Here is an 18071-nt window from a genome sequence, read left to right as displayed (position 1 = left end):
GCCTCGCCAGCCCGCAAGTAGCCGCACGCCGCCCATGAAAGTCACCCGCATCCGAGCCCTCCGCGGGCCCAACCTCTGGAGCCGCCACACCGCCATCGAGGCAGTCGTGGCCTGCCACGGCGACGAGAACGCCGTCAGCCGGCTCGCCGGCTTCGAGGACCGCCTGCGCGCCCGCTTCCCCACCATCGGCGAGCTGCACCCGATGGTGCTGGGCCAGCCGCTGGCGCTGGCCCATGTGCTCGAGAACGCCGCCGTCGCGCTGCAGGCCCAGGCCGGCTGCGCCGTCAACTTCGGCCACACCTCGCCCACGACGGAAGAAGGCGTCTACCAGGTCGTGTTCCAGTACACCGAGGAGGCCGTGGGTCGCCGCGCCGCTGAACTGGCCGAGCAGCTGATCGCCGCCGCCCTGGCCGACACGCCCTTCGACGCAGAAGCCGCCATCACCGAACTGCGCGACCTCGACGAATCCGAGCGCCTGGGCCCGAGCACCGGTTCCATCGTCGACGCCGCCGTGGCACGCGGCATTCCCTATCGCCGCCTCACCAGCGGCAGCCTGGTGCAGTTCGGCTGGGGCGCCAAGCAGCGCCGCATCCAGGCCGCCGAAGTCGACAGCACCAGCGGCGTGGCCGAGTCGATCGCGCAGGACAAGGAACTGACCAAGCAGCTGCTCAACGCCGCCGGCGTGCCGGTGCCGCTGGGCCGCCCCGTTCGCGACGCGGAGGACGGCTGGGCCGCCGCGCTCGAAATCGGCCTGCCCGTGGTGGTGAAGCCGCAGGACGGCAACCAGGGCAAGGGCGTCACGGTCAACATCAACACGCGCGAAGAGCTGTTCTCCGCCTACGACTCGGCCGCCGCCTACGGCGAGGTGATGGTCGAGAAGTTTCTTCCCGGCTTCGACTTCCGCCTGCTGGTGGTGGGCGACCGCCTCGTGGCCGCCGCGCGGCGCGACCCGCCGCAGGTCATCGGCGACGGCAGCGCCACGGTGCGCCAGTTGATCGACACCGTGAACCTCGACCCGCGCCGCGGTGAGGGGCATGCCACCTCGCTCACCAAGATCCGCCTGGACGACATCGCCATCGGCCGGCTCGAATCGCAGGGCCTCACGCCCGACAGCGTGCCCGCGCGCGGCCAGCGCGTGGTGCTGCGCAACAACGCCAACCTCTCGACCGGCGGCACCGCCACCGACGTGACCGACACCGTGCACCCCGAAGTCGCGGCGCGCGCCGTCGACGCGGCGCAGATGGTCGGCCTGCACATCTGCGGCGTCGACATGGTCTGCGAAAACGTGCTGCGCCCGCTCGAGGAGCAGCACGGCGGCGTGGTCGAAGTGAACGCCGCGCCAGGCCTGCGCATGCACATCTCGCCCTCGTTCGGCCGTGGCCGCGCGGTGGGCGAAGCGGTGATGGACACCATGTTCGCCCACGGCGACGACGGCCGCATCCCCGTGGTCGCCGTCACCGGCACCAACGGCAAGACCACCACCGCGCGCCTGATCAACCACCTGCTGGCGTCCAGCGGCCTGCGCACCGGCATGACCAACACCGACGGCGTGTACGTCGACGGCCGCCAGACCGACAGCGGCGACTGCAGCGGCCCCAAGAGCGCGCGCAACGTGCTGATGCACCCCGACGTCGACGCGGCCGTGTTCGAAGTGGCCCGCGGCGGCGTGCTGCGCGAGGGCCTGGGCTTCGACCGCTGCCAGGTGGCGGTGGTCACCAACATCGGCAGCGGTGATCACCTCGGCCTGAACTACATCACCACCGTCGAAGACCTCGCGGTGCTCAAGCGCGTGATCGTGCGCAACGTGTCGCCCGACGGCTACGCGGTGCTCAACGCGGCCGACGTCAATGTCGCCGCCATGGCCACGGGCTGCCCCGGCAACGTGATCTTCTTCACCGCCGACCGCATGCACCCGGTCATGGCCACGCACCGCGCGCAGGGCAAGCGCACCGTGTACGTCGACCAGGACACACTGGTGGCCGCCGAAGGCTCGTGGCGCGAACGCATCGCGCTGCGCGACGTGCCCATCACCCGCGGCGGCACCATCGGCTTCCAGGTCGACAACGTGATGGCCTCGGTGGCCGCCGCGTGGGCCGTGGGCCTGGACTGGGACACCATCCGCAGCGGCCTCGCCAGCTTCATGAACGACGCCGCCGGCGTGCCCGGGCGCTTCAACGTCATGGACTACCGCGGCGCCACCGTCATCGCCGACTACGGCCACAACACCGACGCCATGCGCGCGCTGGTGTCGGCCGTGGACACCATGCCCGCGAAGAAACGCTCGGTGGTCATCAGCGGCGCCGGCGACCGGCGCGACTCCGACATCCGCGACCAGACCGCCATCCTCGGCGAGGCCTTCGACGACGTGATCCTCTACCAGGACGCGGCGCAGCGCGGCCGTGCCGACGGCGAAGTCATGGCGCTGCTGCGCCAGGGCCTGCAGGGCGCGGCACGCACGCGCCAGATCGACGAGATCCGCGGCGAGTTCGTCGCAATCGATGCCGCGTTGGCCCGGCTGCAGCCCGGCGACCTGTCGCTGATCCTCGTCGACCAGGTCGAGGAAGCGCTCGCTCACCTGGCACAGCGCATCGCAGCGGGCTGAAGCCCTGCTTGCCGGACACGTCCCACACCGATGGGCGCGTCCGGCCCGGCCATCGGGTGCGGCCTGTCCCACAGACCCGCACCCCGCGTCGACACCACACTGTGGCTCCGGTCACGCACCTCCCTTGGCGGAGGGCGTGCCCCAACCAAGGAGCCCGCATGACAAAAACAGTTCGTTCCCTTCTCTCCGCCACGGCCCTGTTCGCCGCCAGTGGCTTTCTCGCTTTCGGCGCCCAGACGGCCAGCGCACAGGCACCCGGCTCCGATGCCCGGATGCAGAAGGAACGCGCCGCTTGCGACGGCGTGCAGCAAGACCGTGCCGCCTGCCTGCGTGAAGCCGGCGCGGCCCGCCAGGAAGCCAAGCGCAATGGCCTGACCACGCCCAGCGCGCCGCGCGAACAGGTCAACGCCCTCGCCCGCTGCAGCGAACAGCCCGGCCCCGACCAGCCCGAATGCGAAGCCCGCATCAAGGGCGGCGCGCGCACCACCACCGAAGGCAGCGTGATGGGCGGCGGCGTGATCCGCGAGACCGTGACGCCGCTGCCGGCACAGCCCGCGCGTTGAACCCGGCGCATTTCCGCCTATCCAACATTTCCCGGTTTTTCTTTAGCTCATTTCAAGGAGCCGTCCATGAAAAGCAATACGCGTTCGATGATCCTGGCCCTGCTCGCAGTCGGCGGGCTGACCGCCACCACGATCGCCTCGGCCGCAGGCGAATCCGCCAGCACCTACCAGCAGGAACTGGCCGTTTGCGGCCACAACCAGCAAGACCGTGCCGCCTGCATCCGCGAAGCGGGCGCGGCGCGCCAGGCAGCCGCCCGCGGTGGCCTGACCAGCGCGCCCGACTACCGTGCCAACGCTTTGGCCCGCTGCAGCCTGCAGCCGCCGACCGAACGCTCGGCCTGCGAGGCCCGCGTGCTCGGCAGCATGGGCAACACGCGCTCCATGGTCGATGGCAGCGTGATGGGCGGCGGCGTGATCCGCGAATCGGTCACCACCACCATGGTGCCGGTCGTGCCGGCGCCGGAACCGATGCCCATGCCGATGCGGCCCATGCGCTGACCTGTTCCCGGAAGCTTTCCAAGGCCGGTCCGGCGCGCTGGACCGGCCTTGACGCAATCAAGGGGAAACCCCAATGGATACCCTCTGTTGTCACACGACTGTCATAAAAGGCAAAGAGGTGCTAGCTATAGTTCTCGGTCCCTGCCTACCGAGGAACCATCTCCCATGAATGCCATCAAGGTCGCTCGCCGATTCATAGAAACGGACCCGGCCAACGAATCGGCCAAGATTCTGGCCCAACTCGTGTTGGCGCTCGAGTCCGAACGCAGCTTCGAGCTGATCACGCTCTACAACCTCGACTACAAGAGCTTCCAGCTTGCGATGGACATCCTGAAGGAATGGCGGCTCGACCGCTATTACGCCAGCAAGTCCAAGCTGTTCGACCTGTCCCTGCAGGTCAGCGAACTCGAAAAAGCCAGCATCACGCCCACGCCCGAAGCCTGAACTGAAGGGCCCTGCGGCCCTCTCGCGCTTCTTCTTTCCCCCGCTTCTTCCTTCATTTCCCCCAGCGCAGCACCATCGGATCGAGCCGCCTCGCGGTTTCGATCAGGCCGGTGCGCGTGTCGGGGTGCATGGGTGGCAGCGGGTGGCGCGGCGCTTCGCAAGCGATCACGCCGCCCTCCTTCATCAGCGACTTGCAGGCCAGCAAGCCCGCCTGGCGGTTTTCGTAGTTGATCAGCGGCAGCCACTGCTGGTAGAGAGCGAAAGCCCTGTCGCGGTCGCCTGAACGGTGCGCCTCGATGATCGGCCTGATGCCGTCCGGATAGCCGCCGCCGGTCATCGATCCGGTCGCTCCCGCGTCGAGGTCGGGCATCAACGTGATGGCTTCTTCGCCGTCCCACGGCCCTTCGATGGCGTCGCCGCCCAGCCGGATCAACTCGCGCAGCTTCGATGCCGCGCCGGCCGTCTCTATCTTGAAGTACGCAACCTGCTCGATCTCCTTCGCCATGCGCGCAAGGAACGGCGCCGACAGCACCGTGCCGCTGGCCGGCGCGTCCTGGATCATGATCGGAATGCCCACCGCTTCCGACAGCCGCGCATAGAACTCGAAGATCTGCGGCTCCGGCACGCGGAAGGTCGCGCCGTGGTACGGCGGCATCACCATCAGCATCGCCGCGCCCATGTCCTGCGCGCGGCGGCTGCGTTCGGCGCACACCTTGGTGCTGTAGTGCGTGGTGGTCACGATGACCGGCACGCGGCCCTTCACGTGTTCGAGGATGGTGCGCGTGAGCACCTCGCGCTCCTCGTCGGACAGCACGAACTGCTCCGAGAAATTCGCGAGGATGCACAGGCCGTCCGAGCCTGCGTCGATCATGAAGTCGACGCAACGTTTCTGGCTCTCGATGTCGAGCGCGCCCTGTTCGGTGAAGGTGGTGGGCACCACCGGGAAGATGCCGCGGTATCTGGGTGTCATGCGGGTGATTCAGTGTGAGTGGCGGGGAACGGCCGCGCCGCGGCAGCCGACGAGAAAATCGAAGTCGCAGCCTTCGTCGGCCTGCAGCACATGGTTGACGTAGAGCTTCTGGTAGCCGCCGCCGCGCGTGCTCATGAGCTGCGCGTCAGTCGCCGACAAGGATGCAAGGCGCGATGCCAGCTCCTCGTCGCTGATGTCCAGGTGCAGCCGGCCCGCGTCGCAATCGAGCTCGATCCAGTCGCCGTCGCGCACCGCCGCAAGCGGCCCGCCATCGGCAGCCTCCGGCGCCACATGCAGCACCACCGTACCGTACGCCGTGCCGCTCATGCGTGCATCGGAGATGCGCACCATGTCTTTCACGCCCTGGCGCAGCAGCTTCGGCGGCAGGCCCATGTTGCCGACCTCCGCCATGCCGGGGTAGCCCTTGGGGCCGCAGTTCTTCAGCACCATCACCGAACTCGCATCGATGTCGAGGTCTTCGTCGACGATGCGCGCCTTGTAGTGCTCCAGGTTCTCGAACACCACCGCCCTGCCCCTGTGCTTGAGCAGCTCGGGCGTGGCTGCGGATGGCTTGAGCACCGCGCCGCGCGGCGAGAGATTGCCACGCAGGATGCGAATGCCGCCATCGGCGATCAGCGGCTTGTCGAGCGGACGGATCACCTCGTCATCGAGGCTCGGCGCCTCGCGCACGTTGTCCCAGATCGACTGGCCGTTGACGGTGAGCGCGCCGGGGTGCGGCAGCAGTCCGGCTTCGCCGAGCCGGCGCAGCACGGCGGGCAGTCCGCCGGCGTAATAGAACTCCTCCATCAGGAAGCGCCCCGAGGGCATCAGGTCGACGATGGTCGGCGTCTGGCTGCCGATGCGCGTCCAGTCCTCCAGCTCCAGTTCGACGCCGATGCGCCCGGCGATCGCCTTCAGGTGAATCACCGCGTTGGTCGATCCGCCGATGGCCGCGTTCACGCGGATGGCGTTCTCGAAGGCCTCGCGCGTGAGGATCTTCGACAGCGTGAGCCCCTCCTTCGCCATCTCGACCACGCGCATTCCCGACATCTGCGCGAGCACATAGCGCCGCGCATCCACCGCAGGAATGGCCGCGTTGTGCGGCAGCGAAGTGCCCAGCGCCTCGGCCATGCAGGCCATGGTCGAGGCCGTGCCCATGGTGTTGCAGGTGCCCGCCGAGCGCGACATGCCGCCTTCGGCCGAAAGGAATTGGTGCAGGTTGATCTCGCCGGCCTTCAGCGATTCGTGCAGCTGCCACACCGCCGTGCCCGAGCCGATGTTCTTGCCGTCGAGCTTGCCGTTGAGCATCGGCCCGCCGGTGACCACGATGGCCGGTATGTCGCAGCTCGCAGCGCCCATCAGCAGCGCGGGCGTGGTCTTGTCGCAGCCGGTGAGCAGCACCACCGCATCGACCGGATTGCCGCGAATCGCTTCTTCCACGTCCATGCTCGCGAGGTTGCGCGTGAGCATCGCGGTGGGCCGCAGGTTCGACTCGCCGTTGGAGAAGACCGGAAACTCCACCGGAAAACCGCCCGCCTCCGAAATGCCGCGCTTCACATGCTCCGCGATCTTGCGGAAGTGCGCGTTGCACGGCGTGAGCTCCGACCAGGTGTTGCAGATGCCGATGATCGGCCGGCCGTCGAACTCGTGGTCCGGAATGCCCTGGTTCTTCATCCAGCTGCGGTACATGAAGCCGTTCTTGTCGGCCGAGCCGAACCATTCGGTCGAACGCAGTTTCTTTGTCATGGGTAAGGTCAGCGCCTTGGCGCGCGCGAGGTGAAAAAGCGTTGCAGCAAACAGAAGACGAACAGCAGCGCGCCGACCACGATGCGGGTCCACCACGAGCTCAGCGTGCCGTCGAATGAAATGAGCGTCTGGATGATCCCGAGCATCAGCACGCCGAACAGCGTGCCCGCCACATAGCCCACGCCGCCCGTGAGCAGCGTGCCGCCGATCACCACCGCCGCGATGGCGTCCAGCTCCAGCCCCACCGCATGCAGGCCGTAGCCCGAGAGCATGTAGAAGGTGAAGATCACGCCCGCCAGCGCCGAGCAGAAGCCCGAGAGCGTGTACACGCCGATGAGCGTGCGCCGCACCGGCAGGCCCATCAGCACGGCCGAATGCTCGCTGCCGCCAATCGCATACACCGCGCGGCCGAAGGGCGTGCAATGCGCGATGAACACCGCCGCCAGCAGCACCGCCACCGCGATCACCGCGCTGATCGACACCGAGGCCTCGCCCCATATCGGAATGCGGATCTGCGAGACCTCCGAGTAGAACTCGTTGGTGATGCTGATCGAATCGATGCTGATGAGATAGCACAGCCCGCGCGCCAGGAACATGCCCGCCAGCGTAACGATGAAGGGCTGCAGCCGGTAGCGCTCGATCAGCAGCCCCATGAAGGCGCCGAATGCGGTGCCCATCACCAGCACCAGTGGAATGACCACGCCAGGGCTCCAGCCGTGCTTCTCCACCAGCGAGGCAGAGACCATGGTGGTCAGCGCGATCACCGAGCCCACCGACAGGTCGATGCCGCCCGAGAGGATCACGAAGGTCATGCCCACGGCCACGACGATGAGGAAGGCGTTGTCGATCAGCAGGTTGAGGAACACCTGCGCCGAGAAGAAGCCGTCGTAGAAAACGGAGCCGAGCGTTGCCACCAGCACGAACAGCGAAATGGTCGCCGCCAGCGGCAGGTATTTCGGGTTGAGCCCCCTCTTGCTCCCTGCCCCACGTCTCCCGCTCGCGGGAGAGGGCTGGGGCGAGGGTGCAGCATCGATCACCGCGCTCATGCCCGCTCCCCTTCATGCGCCGGCCGCTGCACCAGCGACCGTACTTCCGACCTGAACTCGGGCGACTGGAGCAGCATCACCGCGAACACCACGGCCGCCTTCACCACCAGGTTGATCTCCGGAGGCACCCCCAGCGAATAGATCGCGTAGGTCAGCGTCTGGATGATCAGCGTGCCGATCACGCTGCCCACGAGGCTGAAGCGCCCGCCGGTGAGCGCGGTGCCGCCCAGCGTGACGGCCAGGATCGCGTCGAGTTCGATCAGTTGGCCCGCGTTGTTGCCGTCCGCGCTCTTCACGTTCGAGCTGATCAGCAGCCCCGCCACGCCGGCGCAGGCACCGCAGAAGGCATAGGCCCCGACGATCAGCCGCCGCGCCTGCACGCCCGCCACCCGCGCCGCCGTCGGGTTGATGCCTACCGCCTGGATGAAGAGGCCCAGCGCCGTGCGCGTGATCGCCAGGTACAGCAGCACGAACACCGCCGCCACGAGGAACAGCGAGAACGGCAGCCCCAGCAGGTAGCCGCTGCCGAGGAAGAAGAAGGGCTTGTAGTAGATCGTGATGATCTGCCCGTCGGCAATGAGCTGCGCGATGCCACGCCCGGCCACCATGAGGATCAGCGTCGCGATGATCGGCTGCATGCCGACCTTGGCCACCAGAAGCCCGTTCCACAGCCCGCACACCAGCGCGATGCCGATGGCCGCGAGGATGGCGAGCGACATGGGAAAGCGGCTCACGTCGCTGGCCACCGAGCCGCCGATCATCCAGGCCGCGAGCGAAGCCGCGATGGCTACCACCGCGCCGACGGAGATGTCGATGCCGCGCGTGGCGATGACCAGCGTCATGCCGAGCGACACCAGCACCAGCGGCGCCGCGCGGTTCAGGATGTCGATCAGGCTGCCGTAGAGATGGCCGTCGCGCCATTCGAGGTGGAGGAAGCTGGCGTTGAAGGCGGTGTTGACCGCGAGCAGGAGCAGCAGCGTGATGAGTGGCCAGGCAAGGCGATGGCTCATGAACGACGAAAGGCGCTTCATATGTCCTGCCTTTCTCCTTCCCCCGCTGGGGGAAGGCCGGGATGGGGGCGAGCGGCCTCGAACGCCGCGCGATGGTGAAGGCCGCGTGCCCCCACCCCTGCCCTCCCCCGGAAGGGGAGGGAGAAAGAAAGGAGCTGCTTCATGTTGCCGCGATCATTTCGTACACCTCATCCTCAGTCGCCCCACCCGGCAACTCCCCCACCTTCTTCCGGTCCCGCAGCACCACGATGCGATGCGCCACGCGCACCACCTCGCTCATCTCCGACGAGATGAAGATCACCGCCATGCCCGCCTTCGCAAGCCGCAGGATCTCTTCCATGATCTCCTGCTTGGCCGCCACGTCGATGCCGCGCGTGGGCTCGTCCAGGATCAGCACGCGCGGCTCGGTCGCGAGCCAGCGCGCGATCATGGCCTTCTGCTGGTTGCCGCCCGACAGCAAGCCGATGGGCGTCTCGACACTCGCCGTCTTGATGCCCAGCGACTTGACGAAACGCTGCGCCATCTCCGTCTGCTCCGCATGCGAGAGAAAGCGTTTCGTGCCCAGCCGCGCCTGCAAGGCCAGAGCGATGTTCTCGCGCACCGACAGCTCCGAGACGATGCCGTCGGTCTTTCGCTCCTCGGGACACAGCGCGAGCCCTTCACGGATCGCATCCGCCGGGTTCGAGAAACTGACGCTGCGCCCATCGACCTTGAGCACGCCGCGGTCCGGCGTCTCCAGCCCGAACAACAGCCGCGCAAGCTCCGTGCGCCCCGCGCCCAGCAAGCCGGCAATGCCGACGACCTCGCCCGCGCGCACACGCAAGTCCGTCGCCTGCAATTGCCCGGCCTGCCCCAAGCCTTCGGCCTGCAGCAACGCCGGTGCCGCTTCATCGAACGCCGGCAACGCGGCAGGCCTTGCCGACTGCGCCGCCAGCTCGCGCCCCAGCATCGCGGCAATCAACGCCTGCGGTCCCAGTTCGGCCGCCTTCCACTCCCCGATCCACCCGCCATTTCTCAGTACCGTGATGCGGTCCGACACCGCATACATCTGGTTGAGAAAGTGTGTGACAAAAACAATCGCCAGCCCTTCGCCGCGCAAACGCCGAAGCACCTCGAAAAGCTTCTCGACCTCGTCGTCGTCCAGGCTCGAAGTCGGCTCGTCCAGGATCAGCACCTTCGACGACACGCCCAGCGCGCGCGCGATGGCCACCATCTGCTGCACCGCCACCGAATAGCTCGACAGCAGCCGCGTCACGTCGATGTCGAGCCCGATGCGCGCCAGCAGTTCTTCGGCACGCCGGTTGACGCCGGCCCAGTCGATGCGAAAACCCTGCGCCACACCGCAGCGCGGATAGCGCCCCGCGAACACGTTCTCGGCCACCGACAGGTTGGGGCACAGGTTCACTTCCTGGTAGACCGTGCTGATGCCCAGCTTCTGCGCCTCCAGCGGCGAAGCCGGGCGAATGGGTTGGCCGTCCAGCAGCATCTCGCCGCCGCTGGAAGGCAGCACGCCGGTGAGCACCTTGATGAGCGTCGACTTGCCCGCGCCGTTCTGCCCCATCAGCGCATGGATCTCGCCCGCGTACAGGCGCAGTTGCACGTCGCGCAGAACGGGTATGCCGCCGAACTGCTTGTGGATGCCCTTGAGCGCGAGCACGGGCTGGTCGTCGGCCATGGGCATGCTCAGCTCACTTGTTCTTGTTGTAGACATCGATGAACACCGCCGCCAGCAGCACCAGCCCCTTGATGACCTGCTGGTAGTCGATGCCGATGCCCAGGATCGACATGCCGTTGTTCATTACGCCCATGATGAAGGCGCCGATCACCGCGCCCATCACCCGGCCCACGCCGCCCGAGGCCGAGGCGCCGCCGATGAAACAGGCCGCGATCACGTCCAACTCGAAGCCCAGCCCCGCCTTGGGCGTTGCCGTGTTCAGCCGCGCGGCGAACACCAGGCCAGCCAGCGCCGCCAGCGCGCCCATGTTCACGAAGGTGAGAAACGCCAGCCGCTGCGTCTTCACGCCCGACAGCCGCGCGGCCTTCTCGTTGCCGCCCAGCGCATAGATGCGACGGCCGATGGTGGTGCGGTTGGTGACGAAGTCGTACACCACGATCAGCACCGCCATCACGACCAGCACATTGGGCAGCCCCTTGTAGGTCGACAGCAGGTAGCTGAAGAACAGGATGATGGCCGCGAAGAACAGGTTCTTCACGAGGAAGAAGGCATACGGCTCGGTCTCCATGCCGTGCGCCGCCAGCCTCGCGCGGCCGCGCAGCTTGAAGAACACCAGCGCCACGGCGGCCAGCGCGCCGACGGCGAGAGACGTGATGCGAAGCGTGTCGCCGCCCAGCGGATCGGGAATGAAGCCCGAGCTCAGCCGCTGGAACTCCACCGGGAACGGCCCCACCGACTGCCCCGCCAGCAGCGCCAGCGTGAGCCCCTTGAACACCAGCATGCCCGCCAGCGTGACGATGAACGAAGGGATCTTGCGGAACGCCACGAACCAGCCCTGCGCCGCGCCGATGACCGCGCCCGCGAGGATGCTCACGATGGCGGTGGGCACGAAGTGCCAGTCGTACTCCACCATCAGCACCGCCGCCAGCGCGCCGATGAAGCCGCACACCGAGCCCACCGAAAGATCGATGTGCCCCGCCACGATCACCAGCAGCATGCCCAGCGCCATGATGACCACGTAGCTGTTCTGCAGCAGCAGGTTGGTCAGGTTCAGCGGCCGCAGCAGCGTGCCGTCGGTCAGCACCTGGAACAGCACCATGATCGCGACCAGCGAGATCAGCATGCCGTACTCGCGCAGGTTGTTCTTCAGGAAGCCGGCATGCAGCCTGGCGGCCCCTTCCTGCACCGGCACCGCCGGCTTCATCGCGTTGACTTCAGGCTGGGACATGAACGGAACTCCCCGAACTCACGATGGCATGCATGATGCGCTCCTGCGAAGCCTCGGCCACCGGAAACTCGGCCACGAAGCGCCCCTCGTTCATCACGTAGATGCGGTCGCACATGCCGAGCAGCTCCGGCAGTTCCGAAGAGATCATGAGAATGCCTTTGCCCTCGCTCGCGAGCTGGTCGATGATGGTGTAGATCTCGTACTTGGCGCCCACGTCGATGCCGCGCGTGGGCTCGTCCAGGATCAGCAGCTCGGGCTTCGTGAAGAGCCACTTGCTCAACACCACCTTCTGCTGGTTGCCGCCCGACAGGTTCACCACCAGCTGCTCCACGCCCGAGCACCGGATGTTGAGCGCCTTGCGGTATTCGTTGGCCACCTTGAATTCGCGGCCGGTATCGATCACCGCCGACTCGGACACCGCTTCCAGGTTGGCCAGGCTGATGTTCCTGCGGATGTCTTCCTCCAGCACCAACCCCAACCCCTTGCGATCTTCGGTGACATAGGCGATGCCATGGTCGATGGCCTTGCGCACCGTGCTCACGTCCACCGGCTTGCCGTGCATCAGCACCGAGCCGCTGATGCGCTGGCCATAGGAGCGGCCGAAGACGCTCATCGCCAGCTCGGTGCGGCCCGCGCCCATGAGGCCAGCGATGCCGACGATCTCGCCCTGGCGCACGTTCAGGCTCACGCCTTTGATCTGCTCGCGGTCGGCATGCAGCGCATGGTGCACGCGCCAGTCGCGCACCTCGAACACGGTCTCGCCGATCTTCGGCGCGCGCTGCGGATAGCGGTGCGCCATGTCGCGCCCCACCATGCCGCGGATGATGCGGTCCTCGCTGATCGGCTGCGCGCGGCAGTCCATGGTCTCGACCGTGGCGCCGTCGCGCAGCACCGTCACCGAGTCGGCCACCTTGGCAATCTCGTTGAGCTTGTGCGAAATGAGGATCGACGCAATGCCCTGGCGCTTGAGTTCCAGCAGCAGCATCAGCAGCGCGTCGCTGTCCTTCTCGTTGAGGCTGGCAGTGGGCTCGTCGAGGATGAGCAGCTTCACCTCCTTGGCCAGCGCCTTGGCAATTTCCACCAGCTGCTGCTTGCCCACGCCCAGGTCGGTCACCAGAGTGGTCGGCGGCTCCTTCAGGCCCACCTTGGCGAGCAGCTCGCGCGTGCGGGCATAGGCGGCGAACCAGTCGATCACGCCGCCGCGCGTGATCTCGTTGCCCAGGAAGATGTTCTCGGCAATCGACAGCAGCGGCACCAGCGCCAGCTCCTGGTGGATGATGATGATGCCGAGCTTCTCGCTGTCCGCGATGCCCCGGAAGCGCCGCACCTCGCCCTCGAAGCGGATCTCGCCCTCGTAGGAGTCGCACGGGTAGACGCCGCTGAGCACCTTCATCAGCGTCGACTTGCCCGCGCCGTTCTCGCCGACCACCGCGTGGATCTCCCCGGCGCGCACGCCGAGGTTGACGTTGCTCAGCGCCTTCACGCCGGGAAAAGTCTTGGTGATGCCGCGCATCTCGAGGATGACGCCGGCATCGGCGAGGCTGCCTTCAGTGCTCACTTGATCTGGCTTTCCTTGTAGTAGCCGCTGTCGATCAGCACCACCTTCCAGTTCGACGCGTCCACGCTCACCGGCTTGAGCAGGTACGAGGGCACGACCTTGATGCCGTTGTTGTAGGTCTTGGTGTCGTTCACCTCGGGCTGCTTTCCCGAGAGCATCGCGTCCACCATGCTCACCGTCACCTTGGCCAGTTCGCGCGTGTCCTTGAACACGGTCGAGGTCTGCTCCTTGCGCAGGATCGACTTGATCGAAGGCACTTCGGCGTCCTGCCCCGACACCACCGGCATCGGCTGCGAGCCCGAGCCGTAGCCCACGCCCTTGAGCGACGACAGGATGCCGATGGAAAGGCCGTCGTAGGGCGACAGCACCGCATCCACCCGGTCCTTGGTGTAGTAGGCCGACAGCAGGTTGTCCATGCGCGCCTGCGCCACCGCGCCGTCCCAGCGCAGCGTGCCGACCTTGTCCATGCCCATCTGCTTGCTGCGCACCACCAGCTTGCCGCTCTTGATGTAGGGGTCGAGCACCGACATCGCGCCGTTGTAGAAGAAGAAGGCGTTGTTGTCGTCGGGCGACCCGCCGAACAGCTCGATGTTGAACGGCCCCTTGCCGCTCTTCAGGCCCAGCGCCGCCTCGATCGACTGCGCCTGCAGCACGCCGACCTGGAAGTTGTCGAAGGTGGCGTAGTAGTCGACGTTCTTCGAGCCCTTGATGAGCCGGTCGTACGCGATGACTTTCACGCCCTTGTCGGCGGCCTTCTGCAGCACGTCGGACAGCGTGGTGCCGTCGATGGCCGCGATGACCAGCACCTTCGAGCCCTTGGTCACCATGTTCTCGATCTGCGCGAGCTGGTTGGGGATGTCGTCGTCGGCGTACTGCAGGTCGGTCTTGTAGCCCTTGTCCTTGAAGTACTTCTGCATGTTGGCGCCGTCGGCAATCCAGCGGGCAGAAGACTTGGTGGGCATCGAGATCGCGATCAGGCCCTTGTCCTGCGCATGGACCAAGGGCGTGAAGCCGACGACGGCCAGCGCCACGCCCGCGAGCGTGGCCTTGAGGAAGTTGCGTTTCATGTCGGGATGTCCTCAGTATTTGCGGTTCGGAAATTCCTTGGCCGCGACTTCCATCGGGAAGATGCTCTCCACGGTCACGATGCGCTTGGGCAACGTCTTGCCGTCCTTGATGTCCTTGACCGCCTGCATGAGCTGCGGCCCGAGCAGTGGGCTGCACTCGACCGACACGTTGAGCTTGCCGGCGATCATGGCCTCGAAGGCGCCCTTCACCCCATCGATGGAAATGATGACGATGTCCTTCGCCGGCTTCAGGCCCGCTTCTTCAATCGCCTGGATGGCGCCGATGGCCATGTCGTCGTTGTGCGCGAACAGCACATTGATCTTCTTGCCGTCGGCCTTCAGGAAGGCTTCCATCACTTCCTTGCCCTTGGCGCGGGTGAAGTCGCCGGTCTGCGAACGGATGATCTTGAACTTCGGGTCGGCCTTGATGATTTCCTCGAAGCCCTTCTTGCGGTCGATGGCCGGGGCCGAGCCCACGGTGCCCTGCAGCTCGACGATGTTCACGTCGCCCTTCTGGTCCTTCATCTTCTCGACCAGCCAGCGCCCGGCCTTGCGGCCTTCCTCGATGAAGTCGGAGCCCATGAAGGTCACGTAGAGCGAGTCGTCCTTGGTGCTCACCGAGCGGTCGGTCAGCACCACCGGGATCTTGGCGGCCTTGGCCTCGCGCAGCACCGTCTCCCAGCCCGACTCGACCACGGGCGAGAAGGCGATCACGTCCACCTTCTGCGCGATGTACGAGCGAATGGCCTTGATCTGGTTCTCCTGCTTCTGCTGCGCGTCGGAAAATTTCAGCTCGATGCCCGCGTCCTTGGCGGAGGACTTGATCGACTCGGTGTTGGCGGTGCGCCATTCGCTCTCGGCGCCCACCTGCGCGAAGCCCAGCACGAGCTTCTTCTGCGCGAAGACGGACACGGGCAGCATGCTGCCAAGGGCTGCCGCGGCGAGCGCGGTGTTGAGGGTGCGGCGGTTCATGGTCATGGGATGTCTCCTTCTTGATGTGATGAATAAAACCCGTCCGGTCAGGCCAGCATGTAGCCGGTCTTCACCGTCGTGTAGAACTCCGCGGCGTGGCGCCCTTGTTCGCGCGGCCCGTAGCCCGACCCCTTGCGGCCGCCGAAGGGCACGTGGAAGTCCACCCCCGCGGTCGGCAGATTGACCATCGTCATGCCCACCACGGCATGGCGCCTGAAATGCATCGCGTGCTTCAGCGAATTGGTGCAGATGCCCGCGCACAGGCCGAAGGGCGTGTCGTTGCACAGTGCCAGCGCGTCGTCGTAGTCGTCGGCGCGCAACACGCAGGCCAGCGGGCCGAAGACTTCCTCGCGCGCGATGCGGTGCGAAGGCTTCGCCAGGAACAGCGCCGGGCTCATGTAGTGGCCACGGGTGGCGCGCTCCAGCGCCTCGCCGCCCCAGACATGCTCGGCGCCTTCCTCGCGCGCGATGCCGACCCATGCGAGGTTCTGCGCCAGGCGCTCCTCGTCGGCCACCGGGCCGATGTCGATGCCGCGCTCCAGCGCATGGCCGATCTTCAGCGCCTTGAGCCGCTGCCGCAGCTTCGCCACGAAGGCGTCGTGCACCGGCGCCTCGACGATCAGCCGGCTCGACGCGGTACAGCGCTGGCCAGCGGAAAAATAGGCACCCTGCACCGCGCAATCGACGGCGCGGTCGAGGTCGGCATCGGCCAGCACCACCAGCGCGTTCTTGCCGCCGGTCTCCAGCTGCACCTTGGCGCGGCGCGCGGCAGCCGCCTGCAGGATGCGCTCTCCGTTGGCCGGCGAGCCCGTGAAGCTCAGCGCGTCGACCAGCGCACTGTCGACCAGCGCCTGCCCCACTTCGCGGCCGCTGCCCATCACCAGGTTGAAGGCGCCGGCCGGCAATGCGGCGCGGCTGATGATCTCGGCCAGCACCCAGCCGCAGGCCGGCACCAGCTCGGCCGGCTTGAACACCACGCTGTTGCCGTGGGCCAGCGCGGGCGCGATCTTCCACGCAGGAATGACGAAGGGCGAGTTCCACGGCGTGATGAGCCCGACCACGCCCACCGGCTCGCGCGTGACGTCGACCTGCACGCCCGCGCGCACCGAGGCCACGTTCTCGCCACCGCCGCCGCCTGCACCGCCGCGGATGGCCTCGCCCGCGAAGAACTTGAAGATCTGGCCGGCGCGGGCCACCTCGGCCACGGCCTCCGGCAGCGTCTTGCCTTCCTCGCGCGCCAGCAGCAGGCCCAGGTCGTCCTTGCGCGCCAGCAGCTCGGCGCCGATGCGGTCTAGCACGTCGGCGCGCCGCTGCGGCGTGCTGTGGCTCCAGTGCGGAAAGGCTTCAGTGGCCGCGCGGATGGCGGCTTCGGCCTGGCGGCGGTCGGCGCGTGCGTACTCGGCCACCACTTCGCTGGTGTCCGAGGGATTGGCACTCACACCGGTGGTCGCGCTGGTTTCCCAGCGGCCGTTGATGTAGTTGCGCACGTTCAGATGAATCTCGCCGTGAATCACCGTGGCGTCGACCTTGTCTCTGTTGTTCTTGAACTTGCGGGCAGTCTAGGAACAGAATCGATATCGATCCAATCGTTTTTTGCGTGAAATGCATATCGATCGCCGGATTCTGGAAAACCCGATCAGTCCTTGGTCTTAAGAAAAATGACGAACTACAACCACTGGTTCATCCGCGCCCGGCTCAAGACAAGGCAGCTGCTGCTGCTCGTGGCGCTGGCCGAGGAAGGCAACATCCACCGCGCGGCGCAGGTGCTCAACATGACGCAGCCCGCGGCCTCCAAGCTGCTGAAGGACCTGGAAGACGTGCTGGAGGTGCCGCTGTTCGACCGCCTGCCGCGCGGCATGCGCCCGACCTGGTACGGCGAGACCATGATCCGCCATGCGCGCGTCGCGCTCGCGAGCCTGAACCAGGCGCACGACGAACTCACCGCGCTGAAGGCCGGGCGCTTCGGCCAGGTCAGCGTGGGCGCCATCACCGCGCCGGGGCTCACCCTGCTGCCGCCGGCCGTGGCCATGGTCAAGCGCGAGCAGCCCGACCTGCGCGTGTCGCTCGAGATAGAGACCAGCCCCGCGCTCATCGAGCGGCTCGAGCAGGGCAAGCTCGACATCCTGGTGGCGCGCCTCTTTGCCGAGCACGACAAGTCGCAGCTGCGCTACGAGGCGCTGAGTGAGGAACCCGTGTGCGCGCTGGTGCGGCCGGGCCATCCGCTGCTGGGCGTGAGCGGCCTCACGCTGCGCGACGTGGTGAGCGCCGGCTGGATCGTGCCGCCGGCCGGCAGCGTGCTGCGCCACCGCTTCGAGCTGATGTTCCAGGAAGAAGGCCTGGCGCCACCGACCAACACCATCGAGAGCTCGGCCCTGCTCTTCATCACGCGCATGCTGCAGCAGAGCGACATGGTGGCGGTGCTGGCGACCGACGTGGCGCGCTACTACGCATCGCACGGCATCGTGTCGCTGCTGCCGCTGGACATGCCCTGCCACATGGACGCCTTCGGCATCATCACGCGCACCGACAGGCTCCTGTCGCCCGCGGCCCGGGTGATGATGAAGGCGCTGAAGACCGCGAGCCTCAGCGTGTACGGCCGCAAACTCGAGATCGACTGACCGGATTCATTCGAGGAATGCCGCGGAACCGGCTTTGCCGGGCCGCAGGCATTGCCCCCGGCGAGGGGGTTGGC

The 18071-nt window shown here is 66.9% G+C and carries 15 protein-coding genes; 5 read left to right on the top strand and 10 right to left on the bottom strand.

Annotation, left to right across the window (positions count from 1 at the left end):
• The first annotated feature begins 34 nt into the window (after positions 1–34).
• The 4 genes from cphA (at position 35) to L3V85_RS08190 (ending at position 4107) form a co-directional block, all read left to right on the top strand.
• Positions 35–2602: a cyanophycin synthetase gene (cphA, locus tag L3V85_RS08205; RefSeq protein WP_237678825.1), complete on the top strand. Its 2568-nt coding sequence runs from the start codon at positions 35–37 to the stop codon at positions 2600–2602.
• A gap of 158 nt (positions 2603–2760) precedes the next feature.
• Positions 2761–3165 carry a hypothetical protein gene (locus L3V85_RS08200; RefSeq protein ID WP_237678824.1) on the top strand — a complete coding sequence of 135 codons (405 nt, stop codon included), beginning with the start codon at positions 2761–2763 and terminating at the stop codon, positions 3163–3165.
• Positions 3166–3231: 66 nt separating this feature from the next.
• Entirely contained in the window at positions 3232–3663 is a 432-nt protein-coding gene (locus L3V85_RS08195; protein WP_237678823.1) for a hypothetical protein, read from the top strand.
• 165 nt (positions 3664–3828) lie between these two features.
• Positions 3829–4107 carry a hypothetical protein gene (locus tag L3V85_RS08190; RefSeq protein ID WP_237678822.1) on the top strand — a complete coding sequence of 93 codons (279 nt, stop codon included), beginning with the start codon at positions 3829–3831 and terminating at the stop codon, positions 4105–4107.
• 52 nt (positions 4108–4159) lie between these two features.
• On the opposite strand, the gene L3V85_RS08185 is transcribed toward L3V85_RS08190, so the two are convergent.
• The 10 genes from L3V85_RS08185 to L3V85_RS08140 form a co-directional block, all read right to left on the bottom strand.
• Positions 4160–5077: a dihydrodipicolinate synthase family protein gene (locus L3V85_RS08185; RefSeq protein WP_237678821.1), complete on the bottom strand. Its 918-nt coding sequence runs from the start codon at positions 5075–5077 to the stop codon at positions 4160–4162.
• Between the two features lie 9 nt (positions 5078–5086).
• Positions 5087–6823 (bottom strand): IlvD/Edd family dehydratase, encoded by a 1737-nt coding sequence (locus L3V85_RS08180; protein WP_237678820.1) that lies wholly within the window; start codon positions 6821–6823, stop codon positions 5087–5089.
• 8 nt (positions 6824–6831) lie between these two features.
• A complete protein-coding gene (yjfF, locus tag L3V85_RS08175) occupies positions 6832–7869 on the bottom strand; it encodes a galactofuranose ABC transporter, permease protein YjfF (RefSeq protein WP_237678819.1) in 1038 nt (345 codons plus the stop codon).
• Entirely contained in the window at positions 7866–8900 is a 1035-nt protein-coding gene (locus tag L3V85_RS08170; RefSeq protein ID WP_237678818.1) for an ABC transporter permease, read from the bottom strand. The genes yjfF and L3V85_RS08170 overlap by 4 nt, the downstream gene beginning before the upstream one ends.
• 139 nt (positions 8901–9039) lie before the next feature.
• Positions 9040–10560 (bottom strand): sugar ABC transporter ATP-binding protein, encoded by a 1521-nt coding sequence (locus tag L3V85_RS08165; RefSeq protein WP_237678817.1) that lies wholly within the window; start codon positions 10558–10560, stop codon positions 9040–9042.
• A gap of 7 nt (positions 10561–10567) precedes the next feature.
• A complete protein-coding gene (mmsB, locus tag L3V85_RS08160) occupies positions 10568–11782 on the bottom strand; it encodes a multiple monosaccharide ABC transporter permease (RefSeq protein WP_272934777.1) in 1215 nt (404 codons plus the stop codon).
• Positions 11769–13295 (bottom strand): multiple monosaccharide ABC transporter ATP-binding protein, encoded by a 1527-nt coding sequence (mmsA, locus tag L3V85_RS08155; RefSeq protein WP_237680523.1) that lies wholly within the window; start codon positions 13293–13295, stop codon positions 11769–11771. Before mmsA ends, mmsB begins: the two co-directional genes overlap by 14 nt.
• Positions 13296–13336: 41 nt before the next feature.
• On the bottom strand, positions 13337–14407 hold the full coding sequence (gene chvE, locus L3V85_RS08150) for a multiple monosaccharide ABC transporter substrate-binding protein (RefSeq protein ID WP_237678816.1): 1071 nt from the start codon (positions 14405–14407) through the stop codon (positions 13337–13339).
• Positions 14408–14419: 12 nt separating this feature from the next.
• Positions 14420–15385 carry an ABC transporter substrate-binding protein gene (locus L3V85_RS08145; RefSeq protein ID WP_272934776.1) on the bottom strand — a complete coding sequence of 322 codons (966 nt, stop codon included), beginning with the start codon at positions 15383–15385 and terminating at the stop codon, positions 14420–14422.
• Positions 15386–15426: 41 nt separating this feature from the next.
• Positions 15427–16893 carry an aldehyde dehydrogenase family protein gene (locus L3V85_RS08140; RefSeq protein ID WP_237678815.1) on the bottom strand — a complete coding sequence of 489 codons (1467 nt, stop codon included), beginning with the start codon at positions 16891–16893 and terminating at the stop codon, positions 15427–15429.
• Positions 16894–17037: 144 nt separating this feature from the next.
• Between L3V85_RS08140 and L3V85_RS08135 the strand changes: the two genes are divergently transcribed.
• Positions 17038–17997 (top strand): LysR family transcriptional regulator, encoded by a 960-nt coding sequence (locus L3V85_RS08135; RefSeq protein ID WP_237678814.1) that lies wholly within the window; start codon positions 17038–17040, stop codon positions 17995–17997.
• Positions 17998–18071 lie beyond the last annotated feature (74 nt).

It is taken from the genome of Variovorax paradoxus, from assembly GCF_022009635.1.
Lineage (GTDB): Bacteria > Pseudomonadota > Gammaproteobacteria > Burkholderiales > Burkholderiaceae_C > Variovorax.
The sequence above is the reverse complement of the archived record's forward strand: the minus strand, read 5'-3'. Positions and strand labels throughout refer to the sequence as shown.

Coding starts and splice junctions, on each gene's coding strand:
- cphA (WP_237678825.1), top strand. CDS start 35: ATGAAAGTCACCCGCATCCGAGCCCTCCGCGGGCCCAACCTCTGGAGC.
- L3V85_RS08200 (WP_237678824.1), top strand. CDS start 2,761: ATGACAAAAACAGTTCGTTCCCTTCTCTCCGCCACGGCCCTGTTCGCC.
- L3V85_RS08195 (WP_237678823.1), top strand. CDS start 3,232: ATGAAAAGCAATACGCGTTCGATGATCCTGGCCCTGCTCGCAGTCGGC.
- L3V85_RS08190 (WP_237678822.1), top strand. CDS start 3,829: ATGAATGCCATCAAGGTCGCTCGCCGATTCATAGAAACGGACCCGGCC.
- L3V85_RS08185 (WP_237678821.1), bottom strand. CDS start 5,077: ATGACACCCAGATACCGCGGCATCTTCCCGGTGGTGCCCACCACCTTC.
- L3V85_RS08180 (WP_237678820.1), bottom strand. CDS start 6,823: ATGACAAAGAAACTGCGTTCGACCGAATGGTTCGGCTCGGCCGACAAG.
- yjfF (WP_237678819.1), bottom strand. CDS start 7,869: ATGAGCGCGGTGATCGATGCTGCACCCTCGCCCCAGCCCTCTCCCGCG.
- L3V85_RS08170 (WP_237678818.1), bottom strand. CDS start 8,900: ATGAAGCGCCTTTCGTCGTTCATGAGCCATCGCCTTGCCTGGCCACTC.
- L3V85_RS08165 (WP_237678817.1), bottom strand. CDS start 10,560: ATGCCCATGGCCGACGACCAGCCCGTGCTCGCGCTCAAGGGCATCCAC.
- mmsB (WP_272934777.1), bottom strand. CDS start 11,782: ATGTCCCAGCCTGAAGTCAACGCGATGAAGCCGGCGGTGCCGGTGCAG.
- mmsA (WP_237680523.1), bottom strand. CDS start 13,295: ATGCGCGGCATCACCAAGACTTTTCCCGGCGTGAAGGCGCTGAGCAAC.
- chvE (WP_237678816.1), bottom strand. CDS start 14,407: ATGAAACGCAACTTCCTCAAGGCCACGCTCGCGGGCGTGGCGCTGGCC.
- L3V85_RS08145 (WP_272934776.1), bottom strand. CDS start 15,385: ATGACCATGAACCGCCGCACCCTCAACACCGCGCTCGCCGCGGCAGCC.
- L3V85_RS08135 (WP_237678814.1), top strand. CDS start 17,038: ATGACGAACTACAACCACTGGTTCATCCGCGCCCGGCTCAAGACAAGG.